This window comes from Pseudomonas sp. GM30 (assembly GCF_000282275.2).
Lineage (GTDB): Bacteria > Pseudomonadota > Gammaproteobacteria > Pseudomonadales > Pseudomonadaceae > Aquipseudomonas.
This window is the reverse complement of the sequence record NZ_AKJP02000027.1, coordinates 13,696-40,330: the sequence shown is the minus strand read 5'-3', so window position 1 is coordinate 40,330 and position 26,635 is coordinate 13,696. Positions and strand designations below refer to the sequence as shown.

The 26,635-nt window shown below is 61.6% G+C and carries 23 protein-coding genes and 1 riboswitch; of the genes, 15 read left to right on the top strand and 8 right to left on the bottom strand.

The window, feature by feature from the left end; genetic code table 11:
- Positions 1–14 precede the first annotated feature (14 nt).
- Together PMI25_RS18045 and PMI25_RS18040 are read right to left on the bottom strand one after the other, a co-directional pair.
- Positions 15–1,232 carry an acyltransferase family protein gene (locus tag PMI25_RS18045; RefSeq protein ID WP_045122127.1) on the bottom strand — a complete coding sequence of 406 codons (1,218 nt, stop codon included), beginning with the start codon at positions 1,230–1,232 and terminating at the stop codon, positions 15–17.
- A complete protein-coding gene (locus PMI25_RS18040; RefSeq protein WP_007967368.1) occupies positions 1,232–3,094 on the bottom strand; it encodes a bifunctional O-antigen ligase/aminoglycoside phosphotransferase family protein in 1,863 nt (620 codons plus the stop codon). Before PMI25_RS18040 ends, PMI25_RS18045 begins: the two co-directional genes overlap by 1 nt.
- Before the next feature lie 153 nt (positions 3,095–3,247).
- Here PMI25_RS18040 and msbA point away from each other — a divergent pair, with 153 nt between their 5' ends.
- From msbA to hldE, 4 genes are all read left to right on the top strand, one after another.
- On the top strand, positions 3,248–5,050 hold the full coding sequence (gene msbA / locus PMI25_RS18035; protein ID WP_007967369.1) for a lipid A export permease/ATP-binding protein MsbA: 1,803 nt from the start codon (positions 3,248–3,250) through the stop codon (positions 5,048–5,050).
- Between the two features lie 233 nt (positions 5,051–5,283).
- Complete coding sequence (locus PMI25_RS18030) at positions 5,284–5,988, top strand: sulfotransferase family 2 domain-containing protein (RefSeq protein WP_007967372.1); 705 nt, start codon at positions 5,284–5,286, stop codon at positions 5,986–5,988.
- Complete coding sequence (cysC, locus tag PMI25_RS18025; RefSeq protein ID WP_007967374.1) at positions 5,981–6,592, top strand: adenylyl-sulfate kinase; 612 nt, start codon at positions 5,981–5,983, stop codon at positions 6,590–6,592. Before PMI25_RS18030 ends, cysC begins: the two co-directional genes overlap by 8 nt.
- Positions 6,593–6,694: 102 nt before the next feature.
- Positions 6,695–8,116 (top strand): bifunctional D-glycero-beta-D-manno-heptose-7-phosphate kinase/D-glycero-beta-D-manno-heptose 1-phosphate adenylyltransferase HldE, encoded by a 1,422-nt coding sequence (gene hldE / locus PMI25_RS18020; RefSeq protein ID WP_007967376.1) that lies wholly within the window; start codon positions 6,695–6,697, stop codon positions 8,114–8,116.
- Positions 8,117–8,201: 85 nt separating this feature from the next.
- Here hldE and PMI25_RS18015 read toward each other — a convergent pair whose 3' ends face one another.
- The 4 genes from PMI25_RS18015 to PMI25_RS18000 form a co-directional block, all read right to left on the bottom strand.
- Entirely contained in the window at positions 8,202–9,170 is a 969-nt protein-coding gene (locus PMI25_RS18015; protein WP_007967378.1) for a hypothetical protein, read from the bottom strand.
- A 31-nt stretch (positions 9,171–9,201) separates the two neighbouring features.
- Positions 9,202–10,014, bottom strand: coding sequence for an aldo/keto reductase (locus PMI25_RS18010; protein ID WP_007967381.1), 813 nt, complete (start codon positions 10,012–10,014; stop codon positions 9,202–9,204).
- The gene (locus tag PMI25_RS18005; protein ID WP_007967382.1) at positions 10,011–11,186 is read right to left on the bottom strand and encodes an NAD(P)/FAD-dependent oxidoreductase; all 1,176 of its coding nucleotides are present in this window, start codon (positions 11,184–11,186) and stop codon (positions 10,011–10,013) included. Before PMI25_RS18005 ends, PMI25_RS18010 begins: the two co-directional genes overlap by 4 nt.
- Positions 11,187–11,364: 178 nt before the next feature.
- Positions 11,365–11,697, bottom strand: a complete 333-nt coding sequence (locus PMI25_RS18000; RefSeq protein WP_003221050.1) for a DMT family transporter — start codon at positions 11,695–11,697, stop codon at positions 11,365–11,367.
- A 102-nt stretch (positions 11,698–11,799) separates the two neighbouring features.
- Here PMI25_RS18000 and PMI25_RS17995 point away from each other — a divergent pair, with 102 nt between their 5' ends.
- Together PMI25_RS17995 and waaA are read left to right on the top strand one after the other, a co-directional pair.
- Positions 11,800–12,702: a LysR family transcriptional regulator gene (locus PMI25_RS17995; protein ID WP_045122126.1), complete on the top strand. Its 903-nt coding sequence runs from the start codon at positions 11,800–11,802 to the stop codon at positions 12,700–12,702.
- An 11-nt stretch (positions 12,703–12,713) separates the two neighbouring features.
- Entirely contained in the window at positions 12,714–13,988 is a 1,275-nt protein-coding gene (gene waaA, locus PMI25_RS17990; protein WP_007967386.1) for a lipid IV(A) 3-deoxy-D-manno-octulosonic acid transferase, read from the top strand.
- A 147-nt stretch (positions 13,989–14,135) separates the two neighbouring features.
- Here waaA and PMI25_RS17985 read toward each other — a convergent pair whose 3' ends face one another.
- A complete protein-coding gene (locus tag PMI25_RS17985; protein ID WP_007967388.1) occupies positions 14,136–15,569 on the bottom strand; it encodes a TolC family outer membrane protein in 1,434 nt (477 codons plus the stop codon).
- Between the two features lie 206 nt (positions 15,570–15,775).
- Positions 15,776–15,881, top strand: a riboswitch (TPP riboswitch).
- A 146-nt stretch (positions 15,882–16,027) separates the two neighbouring features.
- Here PMI25_RS17985 and thiC point away from each other — a divergent pair.
- Both thiC and cytX read left to right on the top strand, forming a co-directional pair.
- A complete protein-coding gene (gene thiC, locus PMI25_RS17980; protein ID WP_007967390.1) occupies positions 16,028–17,917 on the top strand; it encodes a phosphomethylpyrimidine synthase ThiC in 1,890 nt (629 codons plus the stop codon).
- Positions 17,918–18,137: 220 nt separating this feature from the next.
- Positions 18,138–19,430 carry a putative hydroxymethylpyrimidine transporter CytX gene (gene cytX, locus PMI25_RS17975; protein ID WP_007967391.1) on the top strand — a complete coding sequence of 431 codons (1,293 nt, stop codon included), beginning with the start codon at positions 18,138–18,140 and terminating at the stop codon, positions 19,428–19,430.
- Here cytX and PMI25_RS17970 read toward each other — a convergent pair.
- Positions 19,399–20,145: an RsiV family protein gene (locus PMI25_RS17970; protein WP_007967392.1), complete on the bottom strand. Its 747-nt coding sequence runs from the start codon at positions 20,143–20,145 to the stop codon at positions 19,399–19,401. The two genes, cytX and PMI25_RS17970, sit on opposite strands and share 32 nt — an antisense overlap.
- Positions 20,146–20,374: 229 nt before the next feature.
- Between PMI25_RS17970 and PMI25_RS17965 the strand changes: the two genes are divergently transcribed.
- From PMI25_RS17965 to PMI25_RS17935, 7 genes are all read left to right on the top strand, one after another.
- On the top strand, positions 20,375–20,992 hold the full coding sequence (locus tag PMI25_RS17965; protein ID WP_007967394.1) for an NUDIX domain-containing protein: 618 nt from the start codon (positions 20,375–20,377) through the stop codon (positions 20,990–20,992).
- Positions 20,983–21,435, top strand: a complete 453-nt coding sequence (locus PMI25_RS17960) for a DUF1249 domain-containing protein (RefSeq protein WP_007967395.1) — start codon at positions 20,983–20,985, stop codon at positions 21,433–21,435. The genes PMI25_RS17965 and PMI25_RS17960 overlap by 10 nt, the downstream gene beginning before the upstream one ends.
- 99 nt (positions 21,436–21,534) lie before the next feature.
- Positions 21,535–22,350 carry a 3',5'-cyclic-AMP phosphodiesterase gene (gene cpdA, locus PMI25_RS17955; RefSeq protein WP_007967397.1) on the top strand — a complete coding sequence of 272 codons (816 nt, stop codon included), beginning with the start codon at positions 21,535–21,537 and terminating at the stop codon, positions 22,348–22,350.
- A gap of 211 nt (positions 22,351–22,561) precedes the next feature.
- Complete coding sequence (locus tag PMI25_RS17950) at positions 22,562–23,170, top strand: YqiA/YcfP family alpha/beta fold hydrolase (protein WP_007967399.1); 609 nt, start codon at positions 22,562–22,564, stop codon at positions 23,168–23,170.
- A 42-nt stretch (positions 23,171–23,212) separates the two neighbouring features.
- Positions 23,213–25,120 (top strand): DNA topoisomerase IV subunit B, encoded by a 1,908-nt coding sequence (parE, locus tag PMI25_RS17945; protein WP_007967400.1) that lies wholly within the window; start codon positions 23,213–23,215, stop codon positions 25,118–25,120.
- Entirely contained in the window at positions 25,120–26,109 is a 990-nt protein-coding gene (locus tag PMI25_RS17940; protein WP_007967402.1) for an esterase-like activity of phytase family protein, read from the top strand. Before parE ends, PMI25_RS17940 begins: the two co-directional genes overlap by 1 nt.
- Entirely contained in the window at positions 26,106–26,630 is a 525-nt protein-coding gene (locus PMI25_RS17935) for a retropepsin-like aspartic protease family protein (protein WP_007967403.1), read from the top strand. Before PMI25_RS17940 ends, PMI25_RS17935 begins: the two co-directional genes overlap by 4 nt.
- Positions 26,631–26,635 lie beyond the last annotated feature (5 nt).

The window sequence follows — 26,635 nt, the reverse complement described above, 5'->3', positions numbered from 1 at the left end:
GCGGTCGCCCGCGCTCAGCGAGCGACCTTCTCCGGCAGGCGCTTTTCGCCCTTCTGACGCTGGCGCAGCCAATGCACAACCTTCTTGCCGGCAGCCATGCCCGGCTGCTCGATATAGAGGAACGTCACGCTGCTGATCAGAATCAGCAGGCAGGTGCAGACGGCTACCAGAGGCAGGTATACCGCTGTTTCCCGCGCATCGATATTCAGCAGCAGCGGCAGCCGTTGCACCATCAGCCATAGAACGAACCCGTGCAGCAGATAGGTGCTGTAGCTGATTTCGCCGAGCCAGCGAATGCTGCGTGGTTTCAGCGCGCCGAACAGATTATTGCCAGACGCCACGATCACGAAAAACAGTCCCAGCAGAAACAGCGGTGCAGTCTTGAATGCCCGACTGAACGCGGTGAATGCAATCACCAGCGCGAGCACGGCGATGATGCTCGCCAGACGCGACTGGCTCCACGCCACGAGCGCCGGTCGGCGAATCCAGTAGGCGGCAGCGATGCCACCGAGGAAACTCGCCAGAAAGTGTTTTTTCAGTGAATGCTCCCATCCGATGATCTGGTACAGCGCGTAGATGCCGATCAGGCACAGCACCACCTGCAACCAGCTGCCGCGGTAGATGAACACCAGTCCGGCGAGTGGCAGCGCCAGGTAGAAAAACACCTCATAGGCCAGCGTCCACGTGACGTTGGATATCAGCATGCCGGAGTGACGGTACTGGTTGATGTCCGGCCGGTCGAACGTCAGCCAGGCGAGAACCTGCTTGAACAGCTCCACCCCGGGTTCTTTCAGTTGCCAGTCCTGCAAGTGGAAGACCGACACGAACACCAGCACCATCAACGGCAGGTACAGCGGATACAGGCGGAAAACCCGTGATACGCCGAACGCCAGCCAGTCGTGGTTGCGGCCTTGCGCGAGCAAGCGGCTCCAGAACAGAAATCCGGTGATCATGAAGAACAGCGCCACGCTGCCCTGACCGAGCATCGAATAGAAATTGCTCGGGGGGAAATCGATCACACCGGTGCGCAGGAAAATCCAGGTGATGATCGAGTGGTGCACGAATACGCCAAACGCCAGATAGCCGCGCAGGCCGTCGATGCTGGCATAGCGGCTTTCACCGGAGTGCTGCAGGTGCCGAGCGATTTTCGGTACCGCGCGCAACAACAGGGCCGAAGTCCCGATGGCCAGCAGATAGGCGGCCAGTGCAAATAGAGGATTGGTTTCGTTCATCATTGAACCCGGGCCGGGGCGTTGCCGGCCAGCACTTGCCTGTGCAGATTTTCAACCGCGGATTTAGACGCCGTCACGGCGTATCCCTGGAGCAACGCTTCGAGGTGATCCTCGAACAACCAGCGTTTGTCGACAGTGTAACGTTGCATATGACGCAAATTGCGTTGGCGCAGGGAAAGACTGAGCGGGGTAGGGTAGATACGCAGGTCGGCCAGATCGATCAAACCGAACTCGCCGTCTTCCAGTACCAGTACGTTACCCAGGTGCAGCGAGCGGAAATAAACGCCTTTCTCGTGCAGTTGCGCCATGAATTTGCCGAAACGCTCCACCAGCGCCTGGCGCACTGCCGGGGCAGTAATGCTTTGCAGGACCTGACGCAGCGTGTGCCCCGGTAGCGGTGCGTAATGCACGGCGCTGCTGCCATCGTCCACACGGTAAAGATTCAATGTTTGCGGAGTTGGAATGCCCATCTGGCGCAGCTGTTCGCTGTTGACCGCGAAACGTTCGGAGTAGGGATTGAAGCTGCCGGAGGTGTACCAGCGGCGACGGCGGAACAGCTTGAGGAAGCTGCCGTCGGTCAGGCGCAAGACTTTCGGGCCGAGGCCGTCTTCTTCAATGATCTGGGCCGCGCTGCTCATGTGCTCCAGGTCAGCGGTCGCCAGCTTTTGCACCGGCTGGGTCAACAGGCGCCGCGCGCGTTGATTGATGCTCAACGCTGCGATCAGTGCCAGCGGGATCCACAACAGGAACCAGTGCTCCTTGGGCCGCGAGATGATTCCGCCGCCTTCGGTCAGCCCGGCCCCGATACCGAATACCAGCCAGGTCGAGGCAATGATCAGCAGTGGCTGCACACGCTGGCGCCAACTGCTCAGCAGGCCCCACAGCAGGAAGAACAACCAGGGCAGCAAGCCGATGATGCCGACGTAATACAGAACCCCCAGGGCAAAACTGTGCGGCTCCTGAAAACTGACACCGTTACCGGGGTCCACGGCAAGGCTGGCGCTATAGCCATGACCGATCCATGGATGATCGGCAATCATGTGCAGTACCTTCTGCCAGATTTCCAGGCGATAGGAGTCGCCACGTTCGGTGATCATCTGCGAAAACTGCGTAATGACTGCTATGCCACTCAGGACCAGTGCGACCAGTAACCCCACCGAGCGCCGGTTCCAGCAAATGAAGCACAGCCATATCGCAGCCATGGTCAGTGCCACCAGCGGTGTCCGGGAACCGGTGCCGATCACGGCCATGAACATGATTGCCATCGCCGGCACGCTGAGCCACATCATCTGGCGACGCTTGCAGGTCATGGTCACGCTCAGCCAGTAGGCACTGAAGAACCCGAACAGGTGCGAGCTGAGCAGTGGATTGTCGAAGGCGCCGCCGCCGATCAGGCGCATCCCCGGCTCATAAACCCGGGCGAACATGAACAGGAAAACGCCGGTAGCAATCAGCGCGACCAATGCGGCGCCGAACAGCAAAGGTTGCAGGATGTCGCTGCGGTAGCGCACCAGCAGGTAGCAGCCGGCAAACAGCAGCAAGGTATGCAGTGGCGGCTTGAACATTCCACCCAGTGGCTCACCGCCCGGCCCCCAGGCGAGGCTGAGCAACGCCCAGGCGGCGAACAGCAGGGCCGCGATGAAAATCGGCTCGCGCAGCAGCTCCCTGAGTTCGCGCGGGCGCAGGCACAGCGCGATCAGTGTCGGAATGCTGAACAGTCCGTAGAACAACTTGTGATGCAGGCTTCGACCCGGCAAGAAGAACAGCGCGCACAGGAGCAGGAAATAACCGGTGGGAAGAATCCACAGGCTAATGAAATCGAAAATCCGATTGGACGTACTGCTGAAGCCGCGAAGTTGCATGCTGTGAGATTCATTCCTGAGGTTGATCGACCATTCGAGTGATGGCTATTTGATGCAGAAGAGGTGCATAACAATAACAGCCTTTCGCCGATTGCCAGAACCCTGAAGAAGCTGTGCTAAAGTCAGCGTCCTTTTTATCGACTTTCGCGTGATATGACCGATTCCAGTCCCGCCGCAAGCCCATCGAGCTTGAAAATCTACTTCCGCCTGCTCGGCTATGTCCGGCCGTACATCAGTCTGTTCCTGATCAGCATCGTCGGCTTTCTGATTTTTGCCTCGACTCAGCCAATGCTCGGCTACATCCTCAAGTACTTTGTCGATGGCCTGTCCAACCCTGAAGCGGTGCTGTTTCCCTCCGTGCCGTACCTGCGCGACCTGCAACTGCTGCAGGCCGTACCGTTGCTGATCATTCTGATCGCCGCGTGGCAGGGGCTGGGCTCCTATCTGGGCAACTACTTCCTGGCCAAGGTTTCCCTCGGGCTGGTGCATGACTTGCGCGTGCAGTTGTTCAACAACCTGCTGGTACTGCCTAACCGCTATTTCGACAAGCATAACTCCGGTCATCTGATTTCGCGTATCACCTTCAACGTGACCATGGTCACGGGGGCGGCAACAGATGCGATCAAGGTCGTAATCCGTGAAGGCATGACGGTGATCTTCCTGTTTGCCTCGTTGCTGTTCATGAACTGGAAGCTGACCCTGGTGATGGTGGCGATCCTGCCGCTGATCGCCGTAATGGTGCGCACCGCCAGCAAGAAATTCCGCAAGCAGAGCAAGAAGATCCAGCTGGCGATGGGCGATGTCACGCATGTCGCCTCGGAAACCATCCAGGGTTATCGCGTGGTGCGCAGCTTCGGTGGCGAGGCCTATGAAGAGAAGCGCTTCCTCGATGCCAGCCAGGGCAACACCGACAAGCAACTGCGCATGACCCGTACCGGCGCGATCTACACGCCGATGCTGCAACTGGTGATCTACACCGCCATGGCCGTGCTGATGTTCCTGGTGCTATACCTGCGCGGTGACGCCTCGGCCGGTGACATGGTCGCCTACATCACCCTGGCGGGCCTGCTGCCCAAGCCGATCCGTCAATTGTCCGAAGTCAGCTCGACCATCCAGAAAGGCGTGGCCGGTGCCGAGAGCATTTTCGAGCAACTGGATGTCGAGCCGGAAGTCGATACCGGCACCGTCGAGCGCGATGCGGTGAGCGGTCGTCTGGATGTGCGCAACCTCAGCTTCACCTACCCTGGCACCGAACGTCAGGTACTCGATGACATCAGCTTCTCAGTCCAGCCGGGGCAGATGGTCGCACTGGTAGGGCGTTCGGGCAGCGGCAAGTCGACGCTGGCCAACCTGATTCCGCGTTTCTATCACCACGACAAGGGCGAAATTCTCATCGACGACGTGGAAGTCGAGCAGTACAAGCTGCTCAACCTGCGTCGTCACATCGCCCAGGTGACCCAACACGTCACCCTGTTCAGCGATACCGTGGCCAACAACATCGCTTATGGCGATCTGGCCGGTGCGCCGCGTGAAGACATTGAAAAAGCCGCGCGTGATGCCTACGCGATGGACTTCATTTCGCAGTTGCCGCAAGGCCTGGACACTCAGGTCGGCGAGAACGGCGTCTTGCTTTCCGGCGGTCAGCGCCAGCGTCTGGCGATTGCCCGTGCGCTGCTGAAGAACGCGCCGCTGCTGATTCTCGACGAGGCCACCTCGGCACTCGACACCGAGTCCGAACGGCACATTCAGGCGGCACTGGATCAGGTGATGAAGGGGCGTACCACGCTGGTGATCGCTCACCGTCTGTCGACCATCGAGAAGGCCGACCTGATTCTGGTCATGGATCAGGGGCGCATCGTCGAGCGCGGCACCCACGACCAGTTGCTGGCGCAAAATGGTTACTACGCGCGCCTCAACGCCATGGGCCTGGATGCCCCGGCCGAAAATATCGCCTGACTCCAGGCCCTGCCCTGTGGGAGCGAGCCTGCTCGCGAAAGCGCTGCAACAGACGACGTCCGTGTCGAATGTTCACCCGCTATCGCGAGCAGGCTCGCTCCCACAGTCGTTTGTATCCAGACCTTTACCCTTCTTGACCAAACCGGAATAAATCCGGGCATCGCGCTTGTTAAGGTTCCTCAACGAACTCTGACTTTCATCGAGGGGGCCATCCCCGTCGCGCGGGTGCTTTCATGCTGCAACGCTATCTCTGGAAACTGCTGCCCAAGCCACAGCGGGCCTTTCTGCTCGGGCGCCTGTCAGTAGTCGATCGGCAGGTGGTGAACAAGTCGATGTCAGCCAACCTGACATTTCCCCAGCCCTTCCAGCAGCGCTCCTGCCTGTTTATCCATGTCCCGAAATGCGCCGGCAGCAGCGTTTGCACGGCACTGTTCGACGGCTGGCGTCCCGGGCACTTGCCGTTGTACTGGTATGAAGAGCAATTCCCCGAGCAGTTCGCCAACGCTTTCAAGTTCGCTTTTGTCCGCAACCCGCTGGAACGCGCCTATTCGGCCTACGCCTTTTTGCGTGGCAACGAGTTGAGCGCGCGTGACCATCCGGCGCAGCAGTTGGTGCGGCAGTACCGCGATTTCGACGATTTTGTCGCGCGCTGGCTGCATCCGGAAACGATTGCCCGGCAATTGCACTTTGCCGCGCAGACCGACTTTCTTACCGATTCGCTAGGGCATCTGGCGTTGGACTTCGTTGGCTATCAGGAGCACCTGGCGCGGGATTTTCGGCTGGTCTGTGAACAGTTGGGGCTGACTGGCGAGTTGCCTCACGTCAACGGCTCGCGGGAACGGCAATCGGCGCCGGCGCGCGAGTTCTGTTCGGTGCGCACCCGGCGCCTGGTGCGTCGGGTTTATCAGCGTGATTACGAGTTGCTCGGTTATGAATGAGTCCCTGTCACTGCCGCTACAGACGCTCGCCATTCGGCCTTACGGTCTGGCGCTTTCGCACCAGGCCCGGGCCGCGCTCAAGGCGCAACGCCCGCGTTGCCTGTGGTTGACCGGGTTTTCCGGCGCCGGCAAGTCAACCCTGGCCAATGCCCTCGAACTGCACCTGCATGCGTCGGGTCTGCACACCTTTCTGCTCGATGGCGACAATGTGCGCAATGGACTGTGCCGCGACCTGGGCATGAGCGACTTTTGCCGCCGGGAAAACATCCGGCGTATGGCCGAGGTGGCGCGGTTGATGGTCGACGCCGGGCTGATTGTGATCGTTGCGGCCATTTCGCCGTTCCGCGCCGAGCGCGACGCTGCGCGCAGGCTGTTTGCGCAGGATGAGTTCATTGAAGTGCACATCAGCACTGCGCTGGAAGTCTGCGCCCGTCGCGATCCGAAAGGTTTGTATCAGGCCGTACGGGAAGGTCGGATCAAGCACTTTACGGGCGTGGACAGTCCTTACGAAGCGCCATTGGCAGCCGAGTGGCAAATCGATACCGAGGCGCTGGAATTGTCCGAAGCCTGTGGACAACTGGCGGCACTGGTGCTCAAAAAATGAGCAAAATAACTGACTGTTTCATCCTGTTGCAGGCTGCACTCAAGCCTGCGCCAACCCTGTGTTAATATCGCGCCCCTGTTCATTTTGTATGTGGGTTGCTCCATGAAGTTGTCCATGCCGCGATTCGATCAAGCCCCAGTCTTGGTGGTCGGCGATGTCATGCTCGACCGTTACTGGCATGGTGGAACCTCACGGATTTCCCCTGAGGCACCGGTACCGGTCGTAAAAGTCGAGCAAATCGAAGACCGCCCGGGCGGTGCTGCCAACGTTGCCTTGAACATTGCCGCGCTGGGTGCGCCGGCGTCGCTGGTCGGTGTGACCGGTGATGACGAAGCCGCCGACAGCCTGAGCAACAGTCTCAAGGGTGCGGGCGTGCGTGCCCTGTTCCAGCGCATTGCGCATCAGCCGACCATCGTCAAGCTGCGGGTCATGAGCCGGCACCAGCAATTGCTGCGTATCGACTTCGAAGAACCGTTTGCCACCGATGCGCTGGCCCTGGCCTCGCAGGTCGATGATCTGCTCGAAGGGATCAAGGTGCTGGTGCTGTCCGACTACGGCAAAGGCGCGCTGAAAAACCATCAGGCGCTGATTCAGGCGGCCCGGGCCAAAGGCATTCCGGTGCTGGCCGATCCCAAGGGCAAGGATTTTTCGATCTACCGTGGCGCCAGTCTGATCACGCCGAACCTCAGCGAATTCGAAGCCATCGTTGGCGGTTGCGCCGATGAACACGAGCTGGTGAGCAAGGGCGCGACCCTGATGCACGATCTCGAGCTCGGCGCGCTGCTGGTCACCCGTGGTGAACACGGCATGACCCTGCTGCGTCCGGAGCATCCGGCGCTGCACTTGCCGGCCCGTGCCCGTGAAGTGTTCGACGTGACCGGTGCCGGCGACACGGTGATTTCCACCCTGGCGGCGGCGATCGCTGCCGGTGAGGAACTGCCGCACGCGGTGGCGCTGGCCAATCTGGCGGCGGGCATCGTGGTCGGCAAGCTCGGTACTGCAGCGATCAGCGCCCCGGAACTGCGCCGCGCAATCCAGCGTGAAGAAGGTTCGGAACGTGGTGTTCTGGGTCTGGAGCAACTGGTACTGGCGGTCGCCGATGCTCGCGCGCACAACGAGCGCATCGTCTTCACCAATGGCTGCTTCGACATTCTGCATGCCGGGCACGTGACCTACCTTGAGCAGGCACGCGCCCAGGGCGACCGTCTGATCGTGGCGATCAATGATGACGCTTCCGTCAGCCGCCTGAAGGGGCCGGGACGTCCGATCAACAGTGTCGACCGACGCATGGCGGTACTCGCCGGCCTCGGTGCGGTGGACTGGGTGATCAGTTTCCCGGAAGGCACCCCGGAAAACCTGCTGCGCGAGGTCAAGCCGGATGTGTTGGTCAAGGGCGGTGATTACGGTATCGACCAGGTTGTTGGCGCGGACATCGTCAAGGCCTACGGCGGCACGGTGAAGGTGCTGGGTCTGGTGGAAAACAGCTCGACCACTGCGATCGTGGAAAAAATCCGCGGTCAATAAAGCCAAAAGATCGCCGCCTGCGGCAGCTCCTACATTGGAATGCATTCCAGTGCAGGAGCTGCCGCAGGCGGCGATCTTTTGCTTTTCAGGAACTGACTTTCTTGCGCGGTACGATCTTCTTCAGCAGTTGTTTCGCCTTGCCGCGCAACCGCGCCAGGCCCGTGGGTTTCTCCGGCGGGTTCAGACCCTGCTGGCGTAACCAGTCCTTCCAGCGAATCCGCTCCTCGCGCACCAGCCAACCATCCTGTCTGGCAAAACTTTCGGCCAGATACAGGCCGCGCGTGCCTGCCGGAGACAGCTGACCTTTCTTCAAGGTATACAACTCGGCCAGCGGTTCGCCGTCCTGCAATGGCATCAGGTACAGATCGGGGCGCTTGCGATCGAGCCGCGCCACCAGTTGATCACCTTCCAGACGTTCATCGACGTGGAACAGGCTCAGGGATTTGGCTTCCTTTGGCACTTCCAGGCGCAAGTCATAGATCAATTGCAGCGATGCGGTGGGCAGGTGCACATAGGCCCGTGGCCGTTCGAGCAATTGCAGATTGGCGCAGCGCACCGGCCGTGCGGAACCGGACTGCGGCGTCAGGCGAAACGGCAGGGCCTCGCGATAATGCAGGGCGGCGGAGTAGGGCGCGGGTAGCCAAGTGTCGTTGAAGCGTCCGCCGAGCCAGCCTTCCGGGGTTTCCAGCAGACACTCTTCGGCAATTTCCTGAATCGCGGTGTGCAGCGGGATGTTCAGTTCTTGAGCAGGTACGTAACCGGAAATCAGCTTGAGCACGACGTCTCCACGATCCTGCCGACGCTGGCGCACCAGCACCCAGTAATCGCGATTCTGCCACTGCAGGGTCAGGCGCACCGAGACCCCAAGGTTGGCCAGCTCCACCGCAAAGCGCTCGGCATCCGCCACACTTACAGGTTTGCGCCGCTGCAGGGTCTGGGCGAAATTCAGCGGCATGCCGACGCTCTGATACGTCAGGCCTTCGGGCGTGGCTTCGACGAACAGCGGCAGCGTCTTGAAGTTGCTCGGGTTCTTTCTGATGAGCGTGCGCGGCATGTCGGCTCCTGCTTAAGGCCGCGGGGCGGCGTCAGTGACCACGAAGGACCTGGGCAACGGTCGCAACGTTATGGGCGAGGTGCAGCGGATTGATCGTCCCGACAATAGCACTGGCCACGCCGGGCTGCTGGAACAACAACTCGAAGCTGGCGCGCACCGGATCCACGCCCGGATTCAGGCATACATGGCCGCTGGCCAATGCTTTTTTCACCAGAATGGCTTTGCCGTGGGCAGCAGCATAGTCAATGACTGCCTTCTCGTTCTGTTCGTTCAGATTGTAGGTGACCATCGCGCAGTCCCCTTGCTCCAGCGCCTTGAGTCCGCCCTCGACAGTTTTGCCGGAGAAGCCGAAACCGCGAATCTTGCCCTCGGCCTTGAGTGCAGCGAGGGTGGCGTAGACCTCCTCGTGCTCGAGGATGGCCAGGTCGTTGCCGTCGGAGTGCACCAGCACCAGATCGATAAAATCGGTTTCAAGACGTTGCAGGCTGCGCTCCACCGACATCCGCGTATGCGCCGCACTGAAGTCATGCCGCGACAGGCCGTCGGCAAACTCTTCACCGACCTTGCTGACGATCACCCAGTCCTGTCGCTGGCCGCGCAGCAACGGGCCGAGGCGTTCTTCGCTGCGCCCGTAGGCCGGGGCGGTGTCGATCAGGTTAATGCCCAGTTCGCGTGCCTGTCTGAGCAGCATGCGGGCGGCATCGTCATCGGGAATCTGGAAACCGTTGGGGTATTTCACCCCCTGGTCGCGGCCAAGTTTGACCGTGCCCAGGCCCAGCGGTGAAACCATCAGGCCGGTGCTGCCCAGCGGGCGGTGGAGGTCGTGCAGGTTCGCGATAGTCATGGCAGCAGTTGCTCCCAGGCTGGAACGCCCATCGGTGGTTTTGGCAGTGCTGGCAATGGCTCGGCAGCTTGCGGCTGGATGCCGTCGCGCTCCAGCGCAGCGATGACCCGGTCGGCGAAGTCCGGCGCCAGTGCGAGTTTGGTCGGCCAGCCGACCAGCAGGCGACCCTCCTCGGCGAGGAAGGCGTTGTCCGGCCGGCCCAGGCCGGTTTGCAGTGGCTCGGCGCGATCCACACGCAAGGTCGCCCATTGCACCTGGCTCAGGTCGATCCATGGCAGCAACTGGCCGAGTTCTTTCTGTGCGGTGGCGATCTGCTCGGCTGGCTCGCGGGCCACGCCATCGCTTTCGGCAATGTCGCCGCCCAGGTACCAGACCCAGTTGCCATCAGCGGCCGGGTGGGTGGTGACGGTGATGCGCGGCTTGGTGCCGCCGCCCAGGCAGTGGGCGTACAGCGGCTTCAGGCTGGGGCCTTTGGCGATGATCATGTGCAGGGGCCGACGTTGCATTTGCGGATGAGTCAGGCCCAGGTCTTCCAGCAACCGGGCAGTGCCGGCACCGGCACTGAGAACGATGCGCTGGGCGCGAATCTCGCGGCCGTCGACTCTCAGGCCGACCAGCACGCCCGCTTCCAGCAGCGGCTCGATGGTTTGCCCGGCGAGCAGACCGTCACCGGCCAGATCGGCCAGGCGCTGGATCAGGCTCGGCACATCGACCACCAGTTCGGCGAGGCGGTAGACCTTGCCCTTGAAGCGCTTGTCTTGCAGGGCCGGCGGCAGTTGATCGCCCTTGACCTGATCGACGCGGCCACGCACGGCCTTGCTGGCGAAGAAACTGGTGAGGTTGCCGGCGAGGGTGCCGGGCGACCACAGGTAATGCGCTTCCGACAACAGGCGCACGCCGGACAAGTCCAGTTCGCCGTTGCCCGCCAATGCTTCACGCCAGCGGCGCGGCATGTCGGCGATGGCTTCCGAGGCGCCGGTCAGCGCGCCGTGCAACGCGTACTTGGCGCCGCCATGGATGATGCCCTGGGACTTCACACTCTGCCCGCCACCGAGGCTGGCGTTTTCCACCAGTACGGTCGAAAAACCCTGGCGGCGCAGACGCGCGTTCAGCCAGAGGCCGGCGACACCAGCGCCGACAATCAGAACGTCGGTGGAAATAACGGATGGCATGCAACGACCTCAGTGTTCAAGACGAGGGCGCAGTATACAGACTCGGGGAAAAAGGGATTTGAGGGTGATCAATGTAGGAGTGAGCCTGCTCGCGATGGCGATTGTGGATTGGACGTTGTGTCGTCTGATCCACCGTTATCGCGAGCAGGCTCACTCCTACAGGAAACCGCGATGTCAGTTAATGCCCTGCGGTCTTGGAGAACAGCTGGATGACCACCACGCCGAGCACGATCAGCGCCATCCCGAGCATCGCCGGCACGTCCAGCTTCTGCCCGTAAATGAACAGCGCCGCGACACTGACCATCACGATGCCCATGCCCGCCCACACGGCGTACGCCACGCCGACCGGCACCGTGCGCACCACCAGGGTCAGCATCCAGAACGCGATACCGTAGCCGACGATGACCAGAATCAGCGGCAGCGGCGTACTCAAGCCTTTGACCGCTTTCATCGAAACCGTGGCGATCACTTCGGCGCAGATGGCGATAGCCAGAAAGGCGTAGGCGTTCATGTGTAGATCCTCATGTAAAACGTTGCTTGCTGAGGCGGCATTCTAGTCGCTCGTCAGATGCGGTAAAGTCATTACCTATCTGTTTTGAAGATGGGTTACAGCATGAACACCCAGTGGAATCTGGAACAACTGCGCGCTTTCGTCAGCGTCGCCGAACAGCGTTCTTTTTCTGCTGTGGCGCGCCAGCAACGCAAGGCGCAGTCGGCGATCAGTAGCGCCATTGCCATGCTGGAGGATGATCTGGGCGTCAGCCTGTTCGAGCGTAGCAGTGGTCGCCAGCCCCGGCTCACTGAAGCGGGCGAAGCCCTGCTTGAAGAAGCCCGGGAAGTGCTGCGCCAATGCGAGCGCCTCAATGGACGGGCGATGGCGATGATGCGCGGCCAGGAGGCGCAGCTTCGGGTGGCTCAGGATGAGGCGATGCCGTATCAGGCACTGGTGGAAAGCTTCGATGCGCTGGCCGAGCAATTTCCCAGCCTCGAGGTGCAGCTGACCAGCGCCGCCCAGGGTGAAGTCGCACGCAAACTGGTCGAGCGTCGCGCCGATCTCGGCCTGCTGTTCTATCACGATGAAATTCCCGAGGCACTGGAGCGCCGGGTATTGGGCCGGGTGGAAATGGTCACCGTCTGCGGGATCAATCATCCGCTGGCGACGCAGTCCTACGTCACCTGCCAGCAACTGGCGCAACACCGACAACTGTTGATGTCGACGCAAACCAGCGTCTACCCCGGCAACGAAGCGGCCAGCCCGCAAGTATGGCGCGCCGACAGCTTCTACGTGATGGCTGAATGGCTGGTGCGGGATCTCGGCTGGGCCTGGCTGCCCCGGCATGTGGTGCAGTACTCGGCCTATCAGGGGTTGATGGTCGAACTGGACAGCGAATGGACCCCGCCGGCGCTGGTGGTGGAACTGGTCTGGCGCCGAGATGAGCCTCTGGGGCCGGCGGCGCGCTGGCTGGCGGAACGTTTTGCCGTGCACTTGCGGGCGATTGGCGACAAAAGTCGATAAACTCCGCCGCCATGAATAGAACTCTCTACACCGCGCTGTTTTACCTGGGGCTGCCATTGGTGGCGATTCGGCTGTGGCTGCGCTCGCGCAAGGCCCCGGCGTATGCCAAACGGATTGGCGAGCGCTTTTCCTGCGGGATGCCGTCACTGCGGCCCGGCGGAATCTGGGTGCACGCGGTGTCGGTAGGCGAAAGCATTGCTGCGGCGCCGATGATCCGTGCCTTGCTGCAACGTTATCCACAGCTGCCGATCACTGTGACCTGCATGACCCCGACCGGTTCGGAACGGATTCAGGCACTGTTCGCCAATGAGCCGCGCATCCAGCATTGTTATCTGCCCTATGACTTGCCGTGCGCAGCGGCGCGTTTTCTGGATCGCGCCCAGCCGAAACTGGCGGTGATCATGGAAACCGAACTGTGGCCCAACCACATTCATCAGTGCGCCATGCGCGGTATTCCTGTTGCGCTGGCAAACGGCCGACTGTCCGAGCGTTCCGCCAGAGGTTATGGCCGCTTCAGCAAACTGACCGCGCCGATGCTCGCCGAGATGAGTTTTTTTGCGGTGCAGACCGAGGCTGAAGCTCAGCGCTTCCGTGATCTCGGCGCGCGTCCGCAGACGGTCGAGGTCACTGGCTCGATCAAGTTCGACCTGACCATCGACCCGCAGCTGCTGCAGCGCGCCCATGAACTGCGCGGCCAGTGGCAGGCGCTGGAGCGCCCGGTGTGGATCGCCGCCAGCACCCACGAAGGCGAAGACGAAGTGGTGCTCGACGCCCATCGTCGCCTGCTGGCGAACTACCCGAATGCGCTGCTGATTCTGGTGCCGCGTCATCCCGAGCGTTTCAACTCGGTGTTCGAGTTGTGCCAGCGCGAAGGCTTTGCCACGGTGCGTCGTTCCACCGGTGCCAATGTCGAGGCAGACACCTCGGTGCTGCTCGGCGACACCATGGGCGAGTTGCTGTTTCTCTATGCACTGGCCGATAGCGCCTTTGTCGGTGGCAGCCTGGTGCCCAACGGCGGGCACAATCTGCTGGAACCGGCGGCACTGGCGAAACCGGTGATCAGCGGCCCGCACCTGTTCAACTTCCTCGACATCGCCGCGCAGTTGCGCGAAGCCGGCGCGCTGGTCGAAGTGGATGATGACGAAGGGCTGGCAGTGGAAGTGCAGCGCTTGTTCGAATTGCCGCGCGATGCCCAGCGCATGGCCGAGGCGGGGCTGGCGGTGATGCGGCGTAATCACGGGGCGTTGCAGCGGTTGCTGGATGGGCTGGGCCAGTTGATTCGCTGATTTGCACTCAACCCCTGTGGCGAGGGAGCTTGCTCCCGTTGGGCAGCGCAGCTGCCCCAGGCCCCGATACATCGAGTTGTCAGGTTTACAACTGCTGCGCAGCCGAGCGGGAGCAAGCTCCCTCGCCACAGGTATCTTGTTTGCTGTTTAGGGGCGCGCCTTGAGCTGCGCCTCGGCTGCCTTGGCCAGGTCCGGCGGGAGGAAGTCCTTGTCCGGGTTGTAGTCGGCTTTCAGGTAACGCCGCAGATCTTCCAGGTCACCCGGATTCAATGTCCCCGCCGCCTGCTTCAGGCGCAGGTTGTCGAGGATGTAGTCGTAGCGGGTGTTGTTGTAGTTGCGCACCGAGGTGTACAGCTGACGCTGGGCATCGAGCACGTCGACGATGTTGCGCGTCCCCACCTGATAACCGATTTCCGTGGCTTCCACCGCGCTCTGGTTGGAGATGATCGACTGACGGCGTGCCTGCACCTGCTCGACATCGGTGTTCACCGCGCGGTGCAGGTTGCGGGTGTTTTCCACCACTTGCCGACGCAGGGATTCGCGCTGTTGCTCGCTCTGATCCAGTTGCGCATAGGACTGGCGCACTTGCGAACTGGTCAGCCCGCCGCTGTAGATCGGAATATTCAGTTGCAGCGCCAGGGTGCGTTGATCGACGTTGCCACTGTACGGCGTACCGAAGGCGTTCGGGTTGGCGAAACCGAGGGCGTCGTTGTCACCCTTTTCGTATTTGGCCACGGCATCGAGGGTCGGCAAGTGGCCGGCCTTGCGCTGCTTGAGGGTCTGTTCGGCGGAGCTGACCGCAAAGTTGCTCGCCAGCAAGTTGAGGTTCTGTTTGCCCGCGGTGTCGACCCAGGCCTTGGCATCGTTCGGTACCGGCGGCAGGATCGGCAGCGTGTGGACGATGCCTTGAATCGAGTTGTACTGACGGTTGGTCAGGGTGATCAGCGCTTCGAACGCATCGTCGACCTGACGCTGCGCAACGATACGGTTGGCGCGCGCGGTGTCGTAACTGGCTTGTGATTGCAGGACGTCGGTCTTGTCCGACAGGCCGACGTCGAAGCGCTCGTTGGACTGGTCGAGCTGACGCTTGAACGCGGCTTCTTCAGCCTTGGTCGAGGCCAAGTTGTCCTGACTGCGCAGCACGTTGAAGTAGCTTTCGGCCGATTGCAGGATCAGGTTCTGCTCGGTGGCCGAGAGTTGCAGCGCGGCTTGTTCGTTGACGTCCTTGGCAGCCTGGTACTGGAACCAGCGGTCAGCGCGGAACAAGGGCTGGGCGAGGGTCGCCTGATAGGAATGCGCGCTGCGATTGGCAATGGCTGAAGGCTGGTCGATCGAGGTGCGCACGTCCGCCACTTCGGCGCCGCCAGACAAGTTCGGCAGCAAGCCGGCACGGGCCTGCGGCACCACTTCTTTCTGGGCGCCGTACTGGGCGCGGGCGGCGGCCAGATCGGCGTTGTTGTCGACGGCTTCCTGATAGACGCTGACCAGATCGGTCTTGGTCGACAAGGGCGCTTCTGCTGCCCAGGCCATTGCGTTGGACGCACAAGACACGGCAAGAGCCAGTGAAAGTTTGCGCAGCATGAGGCGATCCCTAGCAAAAAATATTACGGAAATAATGTGCGCGCCAAGGCTACGGCGCGGCCCCGCCAGCGTCAAGGCGCGCAGGGCACAGCGAGTGTAGTTGCGCAATCGTGCGGCAACAATCCTGCAAGTCCCGCTAATTGCGCCATTCATCATGGTGTTTGCCGCGGTGTTGGCGTTCTTTGCCGGTTGTGTCTAGACTGGCCGGGTTCTTGTCGGGGTGCCTTGCTATGAGGCTGAGATCGAATAATTTCGGATCCCGTTGAACCTGATCAGGTTAGCGCCTGCGTAGGGAACAAGATTTCTCGTCACCCGGCGAGTCCTCTTGTGCTTCGTCCGGGAAATTGTTCGACAATCGAACGCTCGACGACGATGCACAGCACCAGTCCTGGTGCGTCCGTGCCTTTCAGGTTCTGCTCCGACAATCCACTGCCTGGATGCTGTCTGGAGAGCCCGTGATGACGACAAAAGCAAAAAACGCGATCAACCTGAGTGACTCGGCCAAGGTCGACGAGCAATCGGTCAAGCCGTTCACCCGTTCGCAAAAAGTCTACGTTCAGGGCTCGCGCCCGGACATCCGCGTGCCGATGCGCGAAATCACCCTCGATGTGACGCCGACCGATTTCGGTGGCGAAATCAACGCGCCGGTCACCGTCTACGACACCTCGGGCCCGTACACCGATCCGAACGTGGTGATCGACGTGCGCAAAGGTCTGGGCGACGTGCGTTCGGCGTGGATCGATGACCGTGGCGACACCGAGCGCCTGCCGGGCCTGAGTTCCAATTTCGGCCAGGAACGCCTGGCCGACCCAGAGCTGACCAAACTGCGTTTCGCCCACGTCAACAACCCGCGCCGGGCCAAGGCAGGGGCCAACGTCAGCCAGATGCACTACGCGCGCAAAGGCATCATCACCGCCGAGATGGAATACGTCGCCATCCGCGAAAACATGAAGCTGCAAGAGGCCCGCGCGGCTGGCCTGTTGACCCAGCAACACGCCGGCCACAGCTTCGGCGCGAGCATCCCGAAAGAAATCACCGCCGAGTTCGTGCGCGAAGAAATCGCCCGTGGTCGCGCGATCATTCCGGCCAACATCAACCACGTCGAACTGGAACCGATGATTATCGGCCGTAACTTCCTGGTGAAGATCAACGGCAACATCGGCAACAGCGCCCTGGGTTCGTCCATCGAAGAAGAAGTGGCGAAACTGACCTGGGGCATTCGCTGGGGCTCGGACACCGTGATGGACCTGTCCACCGGCAAACACATCCACGAAACCCGCGAATGGATCATCCGCAACTCGCCAGTGCCGATCGGTACTGTGCCGATCTATCAGGCGCTGGAGAAGGTCAACGGCGTCGCTGAAGACCTGACCTGGGAGCTGTTTCGCGACACGCTGATCGAACAGGCCGAGCAGGGCGTCGACTACTTCACTATCCACGCCGGCGTGCTGTTGCGCTACGTGCCGCTGACCGCCAAACGCGTGACCGGCATCGTTTCCCGTGGCGGTTCGATCATGGCCAAGTGGTGCCTGGCGCACCACAAAGAGAACTTCCTCTACACCCACTTCGACGAAATCTGCGAAATCATGAAGGCCTACGACGTCAGCTTCTCGCTGGGCGATGGCCTGCGTCCGGGCTCGATTGCCGACGCCAACGACGAAGCGCAATTCGGCGAACTGGAAACCCTCGGCGAGCTGACCAAGATCGCCTGGAAACACGACGTGCAGTGCATGATCGAAGGCCCGGGCCACGTGCCGATGCAGTTGATCAAGGAGAACATGGACAAGCAGCTGGAGTGCTGCGACGAGGCGCCGTTCTACACCCTCGGCCCGCTGACCACCGACATCGCTCCGGGTTACGACCACATCACCTCGGGTATCGGTGCGGCGATGATCGGCTGGTTCGGCTGCGCGATGCTCTGCTACGTGACGCCGAAGGAACACCTCGGCTTGCCGAACAAGGATGACGTGAAGACCGGGATCATCACCTACAAGATCGCTGCCCACGCAGCGGACTTGGCCAAGGGGCACCCGGGCGCACAGATTCGCGACAACGCCTTGAGCAAGGCGCGTTTTGAATTCCGTTGGGAAGACCAGTTCAACCTCGGCCTGGACCCGGATACCGCCCGTTCGTATCACGACGAAACCCTGCCGAAGGACTCGGCCAAGGTCGCGCACTTCTGCTCGATGTGCGGGCCGAAATTCTGCTCGATGAAGATCACCCAGGAAGTCCGCGAATACGCGGCCAACCAGCGGATTGATGCGGTCGACGTGGACGTCGCCCAAGGCCTTGCGGAGCAGGCCGAGCGGTTCAAGAAGGAAGGCAGTCAGCTGTACAAGAAGGTTTGATCTGACCTGAAAGGCTCTGGGATGACCGGAGCCTCTGTGGCGAGGGAGCTTGCTCCCGCCCGGCTGCGAAGCAGTCGTAAATCCGGCCAACGCGTTCTGATTGAAAGAACGCGTTGGCCGGTTTTGGGTCTGCTGCGCAGACCAGCGGGAGCAAGCTCCCTCGCCACAGGCATGGTGTGCGATCACACACAACAACAAATGTCCCTCTGAGATAACACCCTTGAGCATTCAACCCGGCACTTATTCCCCCGACCTCGCCGTACCCGCCGACAAGCGAGTATTCGGCGGTCGCGATCTGTTTTCCCTGTGGTTCTCCCTCGGCATCGGCCTGATGGTCTTGCAGACCGGTGCCTTGCTCGCGCCCGGTCTGGGCCTCTCCGGTTCGCTGCTGGCGATTTTCCTCGGCACGCTGGTTGGCGTGCTGCTGTTGGCCGCCGTTGGCGTGATCGGCAGCGACACCGGTCTGTCGTCGATGGCTGCCCTCAAGCTCAGCCTCGGCAGCAAAGGCGCAAGCCTGCCGGCGCTGCTCAACCTGTTGCAACTGATCGGTTGGGGCTCGTTCGAGATCATCGTCATGCGCGACGCCGCCAGTCTGCTCGGCAGCCGTGCGTTCAGCGAAGGTTCGCTGTGGGCCAACCCGATGCTCTGGACCTTGTGCTTCGGCGCACTGGCGACTTTGCTCGCGGTCAGCGGGCCGCTGACGTTCGTGCGCAAGATCCTGCGTAAATGGGGTATCTGGCTGATCCTCGCCGCGTGCATCTGGCTGACCTGGAATCTGTTCGCCAAGGCTGATCTGGCGGCACTCTGGGCCCGTGCCGGGGACGGTTCGATGCCGTTTGCCGTGGGCTTCGACATTGCCATCGCGATGCCGCTGTCGTGGCTGCCGCTGATCGCCGATTACTCGCGTTTCGGCAAGCGGGCGAAGAACGTCTTCGGCGGCACCGCCATCGGTTTCTTCATCGGCAATTTCTGGTTGATGAGTCTCGGCGTGGCCTACACCCTGGCGTTTGCGCCGAGCGGTGAAGTCAATGCGTTGCTGCTGGCACTGGCCGGGGCCGGTCTGGGCATTCCGCTGTTGCTGATTCTGCTGGATGAGTCGGAAAACGCTTTCGCCGACATTCATTCGGCAGCGGTGTCGAGCGGGATTCTGTTGCGCCTGAAAGTCGAGCATCTGGCATTGGCCATCGGCGTGATCTGCACCCTGATTGCACTGCTGGCGCCATTGGCGCAGTACCAGAACTTCCTGTTGCTGATCGGCTCGGTGTTTGCGCCGCTGTTCGGCGTGGTGCTGGTGGATCACTTCATCCTGCGCAAGCGCAGCGCTCAGGTGGCGTCAGGCGCATTGCGCTGGCCGGCGCTGCTGGCGTGGCTGGGCGGGATCAGCACCTACCACTTGCTGGCGAATCTGTATCCGGATGTCGGCGCGACCCTGCCGGCACTGGTGCTGGCAGGGCTGTTGCAACTGGTGCTTGGCCGGGCTTTCAGTTACGGCCGGGAAACAGCTCGGGCTTGAGAATGCCGTTCAGACGCGGGTAAGGGATCTTCAGTTCGACGTGGCCCAGCGCGTAAGGCGCGATGGTGCTCACGTCGTACTTGAGGATCACGCCACCGTAGGTCAGCGCCACGTTCGGGGTTTTGACGAACGGCCAGCTCTTCACGAAATCCGCTTCCTGATCGAGCTTGGTGCTGATCAGCCAGCTGTTGTGCGCCACTTGCGCCGCTTTCCAGAACGCCTCTTCCTGATCCGGCAGCAACATGTCCGACAGGTTCAGCACTTTATGCTGCTGACGCGAGTAGTTGATGAAACCGCGGCCCGGCGTGCCATGGGCGCCGCCGGTGTCGAGATAGCTCGACAGTTCGATGATCACCAAGCCGTCATGCTGCTCGCGTACCTTGGCCTGCAGATAGCTGCTGTTACGCGGGCCGGCGTTGCGCAGGAATTGATCACGATAGGCGGCCAGGGTTGGCGCCACCGCTGCGTTCTGCTCGGTGCGGGTCATTTGCAGCAGACGTTTTTCGATAATGCCGTCCAGCGCAGGCTCGGCCGCGAAGTGCACGGTATCGATATTCACCAGCGGGCAGTCCGGGTTGGAACAGCCGGGTTTCAGGGTTTCCGACGCATCGCGGGTCGTGTCCAACGGCGTGCGGTAGTTGGGCTGGAACAGGTTGGCGCAGGCGCCCAGGGTCAGGGCGATGGCGGCCACGGAGGCAATTTTGAAAAGCGACATGGGCGTCCTTTCTGAAGCAGGGGAAGGCAAAAAGTTATCCGCTTCGACTCTCGCCGAAGCAGTCAGTTCGCCACTAAGCTAATTAGAGTGGGTTTCGCCGCCACCGTCCATCCCGCTGACGGTAAAGGGGCTGCATCAATCATCGCGGGCGCGTTAGGATGGCGCGAAGTCGAGGTCGCCAGTAACCAAAAGCAGCCTCGTATTGGATTTGCAGCAAGAGAGGATGCTCATGACAGATTTTGCCAACGCCACTCCGGTCACCGTCGACGTCGTAAAGCGCGAGCGCTGCTACGAGGGCTTCTACAAGCTCGACCGTTTGCACCTGCGCCATGAACTGTTCGCCGGCGGCATGAGCCGCGAGATCAACCGCGAAGTCTTCGTGCGTCACGATGCCGTGTGCCTGCTGCCTTACGATCCAAAGCGCGATGAAGTGGTGCTGCTCGAGCAGTTTCGCGTCGGTGCCATGGGCAAGACCGACAATCCGTGGCTGGTTGAGCTGGTCGCCGGTCTGATCGACAAGGCCGAAGTGCCGGAAGAAGTTGCTCACCGCGAGGCGCAGGAGGAAGCTGGGCTGGACATCAAGGCCCTGTGGCCGATGACCCAATATTTTCCGTCGCCGGGCGGCAGCAACGAATTCGTGCATTTGTTCCTGGGGCACTGCAGCACCGAAGGCGTAGGCGGCCTGCATGGGCTGGAGGAAGAAGCAGAAGACATCCGCGTCACGGTCTGGGCCTTTGAAGATGCCTTGCAGGCCGTCCGTGACGGACGCATTGCCAACGCGGCGAGCATCATCGCCTTGCAATGGCTGGCGCTCAACCGCGCCGAAGTGAGGGGGTTATGGTCGTAAACAAGCTGCGCGATCGCTATCGAGTCGACCTCGCCGGGCTGCAAGCTGCCTGCGAGGCCAACTACGCGCGCCTGATGCGACTGGTGCCGGACATGCGCAACGACCCCGAGGCGCGGCGCATCGCTGTGACCCAGGGCGAGCAGATGCTCGGCGTGCTGGCCCTCGAAGTGCTGCAGACCTGCCCGTACACCACCACGTTGCAGGTGCGTCAGGAACACAGTCTGCCGTGGCTGCCGGTACCGCAACTGGAAGTGCAGGTCTATCACGACGCGCGCATGGCCGAGGTGATCAGCGCCGAACATGCGCGACGCTTTCGCGGCATCTATCCTTACCCGAACGCCGCGATGCATCAGCCGGATGAAAAGGCCCAGCTCAATCTGTTCCTGGGGGAATGGCTGAGCCATTGTCTGGCCCTGGGGCACGAGTACGAAGTCGTACGCTAGTTGTGAACTGCGTCCGGTTCGCCGGTTTCCCCTTTGCGTCATCCCCCAGCATAATTGCGGCACTCAACCGATTCCGTGCTTTTGCCCTGGGAGAACGCCTTGCCGAGCGTATCCGCATTGACCACCGCCGATCCGGCGTTGCTGGTGCAGCTATCCGACAGTCACCTGTTCGCCGAGGCGGACGGCACGCTGCTGGGCATGAACACCCGCGAGAGCCTGCAAAAGGTCATTGAGCTGGTGTTGGGGCAGCAGCCGCAGATCGATCTGATCCTCGCCACCGGTGATATATCCCAGGACGGCACGCTGGAGTCGTACCAGCAGTTTCGCCAGATGAGTGCGCAGATCGATGCGCCGGCGCGCTGGATTCCCGGCAATCACGATGAGCCGTTGATCATGGCTGAGGCCGCGGTGCAAAGCGCACTGCTGGAGTCGGTGGTTGATATCGGCAACTGGCGCGTGACCCTGCTCGACTCGGCGGTGCCGGGTTCTGTGCCGGGTTATCTGCAGGACGATCAACTGCAGCTGCTGGCGCGTTCATTGAGTGAAGCCCCGGAGCGTCATCATCTGGTGTGTTTCCACCATCATCCGGTGTCGATTAATTGCCAATGGATGGAGCCGATCGGTTTGCGCAATCCCGAAGCGTTCTTCGAGGTGCTCGATCGTTTTCCCCAGGCCCGCGCAGTGCTGTGGGGCCATGTGCATCAGGAAATCGACCGCGAGCGCAAAGGTGTGCGGCTGATGGCCTCGCCTTCGACCTGCATTCAGTTCGAACCGGGCAGTGACGATTTCAAGGTCGGCGAGCAGGCACCGGGCTATCGCTGGTTGCGGCTGCTGCCGGACGGGCGGCTGGAGACAGGCGTGGAGCGCGTGACCGACTTCGAATTCACTGTCGATTACGGTTCCAACGGTTACTGACACCATTGTGGCGAGGGAGCTTGCTCCCGCTGGGCTGCGCAGCAGACCCGAACCCAGTCACCGCATATCCGCAGATGATTTGAATTGTCAGGGTTACGACTGCTGCGCAGCCGAGCGGGAGCAAGCTCCCTCGCCACAGGGTTTTTGTTTATGCCGTTCCCCTGACTCCCTGTAAACTCCGCTATCTTTCGCCGACACCCAGGGAGCTCAAATGTCCGGTTCGATCCTCTATATCCACGGTTTCAACAGCGCGCCGGCCTCGAAAAAGGCCTGTCAGCTGGTCGCGGTGATGGAGCGGCTGGGTTTGAGCGAGCAATTGCGTGTCCCGGCGCTGCATCACCACCCGCGTGAAGCCATCGGTCAGTTGCAGCAGGCGATTGCCGAGCTGGGCCGGCCGTTGCTGGTGGGAAGCTCACTCGGCGGCTACTATGCGACTCACCTGGCTGAGCGCCACGGCTTGAAAGCCCTGCTGGTCAACCCGGCGGTCAGCCCGCACCGGATGTTCGACGGCTACCTGGGCACGCAGAAAAACCTGTATACCGATGAGACCTGGGAACTGACCCACGACCATGTGACGGCCCTGGCCGAGCTGGAAGTGCCGGCGCCGGTGGATGCACAGCGTTATCAGGTGTGGTTGCAGACCGGTGATGAAACACTGGATTATCGCCTCGCCCAGCAATATTACCGGGCCTGTGCCTTGCGCATTCAGGCCGGCGGCGACCACAGTTTTCAGGGTTTTGCCGGGCAATTGCCGGCGTTGCTGAGTTTTGCCGGCATTGGCGCCGATTTGTATCAGGCAATCGATTTCACCGCACTGTGACGTCTTGCCCCTTTTTCATTGAATCACTGACGACGAGACCCTATGGCCACTCCCAGCGCTAGCTCTTATAACGCCGACGCCATCGAAGTCCTCTCGGGCCTCGACCCGGTGCGCAAACGCCCCGGCATGTACACCGACACCAGTCGGCCGAACCACCTCGCCCAGGAAGTCATCGACAACAGCGTCGACGAAGCCCTGGCCGGCCACGCCAAATCGGTGCAGGTCATTCTGCACGCCGATCACTCGCTGGAGGTCAGCGACGACGGTCGCGGCATGCCGGTCGACATTCACCCGGAAGAGGGGGTGTCGGGTGTCGAGCTGATCCTCACCAAACTGCATGCGGGCGGCAAGTTTTCCAACAAGAACTACCAGTTCTCCGGCGGTCTGCACGGGGTGGGTATTTCCGTGGTCAACGCCTTGTCGACCGAAGTCCGGGTACGCGTGAAGCGTGACGGCAACGAATACCAGATGACCTTCAAGGATGGCTTCAAGGCCACCGAGCTGGAAATCGTCGGCACCGTCGGCAAGCGCAACACCGGCACCAGCGTGTACTTCGCGCCGGATCCGAAATACTTCGATTCACCGAAATTCTCCATCAGCCGCCTCAAGCACGTGCTCAAGGCCAAGGCTGTGTTGTGCCCGGGGCTGCTGGTCAGTTTCGAAGACAAAGGCACCGGCGAGAAAGTCGAGTGGCATTACGAAGACGGTCTGCGCTCGTATCTGGTGGACGCAGTCAGCGAATTCGAACGCCTGCCGGACGAGCCGTTCTGCGGCAGCCTCGCCGGTAATAAAGAAGCGGTCGACTGGGCGCTGCTGTGGTTGCCGGAAGGTGGCGACGCGGTGCAGGAAAGCTACGTCAACCTGATCCCGACGGCGCAGGGTGGTACTCACGTCAACGGTCTGCGTCAGGGCCTGCTCGATGCGATGCGCGAGTTCTGCGAATTCCGCAGCCTGCTGCCGCGCGGCGTGAAGCTGGCGCCGGAAGATGTCTGGGAGCGCATCGCTTTCGTGCTGTCGATGAAGATGCAGGAACCGCAGTTCTCCGGTCAGACCAAAGAGCGTCTGTCGTCGCGTGAAGCGGCGGCGTTCGTTTCCGGCGTCGTGAAAGATGCATTCAGCCTGTGGCTCAACGCCAACCCGGAAACCGGTCTGGCGCTGGCCGAACTGGCGATCAACAACGCCGGTCGCCGCCTGAAAGCGAGCAAGAAAGTCGAGCGCAAGCGCGTCACCCAGGGCCCTGCGCTGCCGGGCAAACTGGCTGACTGCGCCGGGCAGGATCCGATGCGGTCCGAGCTGTTCCTGGTCGAAGGTGATTCCGCCGGTGGTTCCGCCAAGCAAGCGCGGGACAAGGAGTTCCAGGCGATCCTGCCGTTGCGCGGCAAGATCCTCAACACCTGGGAAGTCGACGGCAGCGAAGTGCTCGCCAGCCAGGAAGTGCACAACATCGCCGTGGCCATCGGGGTGGATCCGGGCGCCGCAGACATGAGCCAGCTGCGTTACGGCAAAATCTGCATCCTCGCCGACGCCGACTCCGACGGTCTGCACATCGCGACCTTGCTTTGCGCGTTGTTCGTCCAGCATTTCCGCCCGTTGGTGGATGCCGGTCACGTCTACGTGGCGATGCCGCCGCTGTACCGCATCGACCTCGGCAAAGAGATCTACTACGCCCTCGACGAAGCCGAGCGCGACGGGATTCTCGACCGTCTGGTGGCCGAGAAGAAACGCGGCAAACCGCAGGTCACCCGATTCAAGGGTCTGGGTGAAATGAACCCGCCGCAGCTGCGTGAAACCACCATGGACCCGAACACCCGGCGCCTGGTGCAGTTGACGCTGGGCGATGATTTTGCCGAGACCTCGGAAATGATGGACATGCTGTTGGCGAAGAAACGCGCCGGTGACCGCAAGACCTGGCTCGAATCCAAGGGCAACCTGGCCGAGGTGCTGGCCTGATGCGGTTTGGCTGGGCCTTGGCGGGTGCGTTGCTGCTGAGTGCGATGAGTGTGTCGGCCGAGCCGCTGCAGGAATTGCGCGTGCTCTCGGAACATCCGGTCGAAGGCATGCGTGGCGGCAACCTGTCGGGACTGGCCATGTGTGGCAGCGAGTTGTGGACGGTGTCGGACCGCGATGACGATCAGATCTATCGGCTCAATACCGCCGATCAGGTCTGGCAGGCCGAAGCCTTGCACATCGACGTGCCCCCGGTGCCGGAGACCGGTCTGCCGTGGGGATTGCGCTCGCGCAATTGGGCCGCGTCGTTCGTGCGCGGTGGCGACCTGGATTTCGAAGGTATCAGCTGCGACAGCGCCGGCAATCGCTACATTGTCAGCGAGGGCCACGCGGCGGTCTTGCAGGTGCCCGTCAGCGGCCCGGCCAACTGGCTGAAGATTTCGCCGATGATGGTTCGCGAAGCACGTGCCAGTGGCATGCTCCTGCATTTCAACGCGATCTTCGAAGGTCTGGCGATCAACCCGGCGGGCGATCAGATGTGGCTGGCCGGCGAACGGCAAAACCGCGGCTTGCTGCTGATCAAGCGTCAGCAGACAGTGTGGGATTGCGACGGTCGTTGCGTGCTGCTCAGCGAGGGCGGCAAGGAGATGCAGCCGCCGCAGTTCCCGCATGCCAAAGCGGTCGACCGCGACTTTTCCGACCTTTCGTTGTTCAACGGCAAATTGTTTACCCTTGAACGCAACGCCTTCCAGATTTGCCGGCGCGATGCGCAGACCGCCAAGGTCGAGCGTTGCTGGTCGTACGCCGCTGAACTGTTGCAGGCCAACCGCCGTTACTCGCAAAACTTCGGGCTGGAAGAGGCGCTGATCGTTGATGCTGAGGGTGCGTGGGTCGGCGTCGACAATAACTTCGGCCCGCGGGCAGACGGTGAGGTTCGGCCGATCGTCTGGCGCTTCGCCGCGCCGGAAGGTGGCTGGAGCGCCAAGCCGTGAATCAGCAACCGCCGGGTAAACGCGCCGGCCGGGTGCTGATGATTCTGGCCTGGTGCGCCGGGCTGTTTCTGGCCACGCGGTTTTTCGGCCAGTGGGAAGAGCGTCAGCAGAATCCGAATGTCGTGGTCAGCTCCGAGCAGCATGACGGCGTGATCGAAGTAAAACTGGCCGGCAATGCTCAAGGGCATTTTGTCGCCAGCGGTCAGATCAACGGTGAGCCGGTGGAGTTCATGCTCGACACCGGCGCCACCGATGTGGCGATCCCGGCGGATCTGGCCAAACGGTTGAAACTGGAAGAAGGTTTCGGCGTGACCCTGAGCACGGCCAACGGCCTGAGCCAGGGCTACCGGACAAAGATCGACCGCCTGCAACTGGGCGACATCGTGCTGCGGGACGTCCGTGCACTGGTGGCGCCGGGGCTGCATGGCGATCAGGTGCTGCTCGGCATGAGCGCCCTGAACAAACTTGAATTTACCCAGCGCGGTGGCACCATGCTGCTGCGCCAGACAACGAACCGATGAGGCCC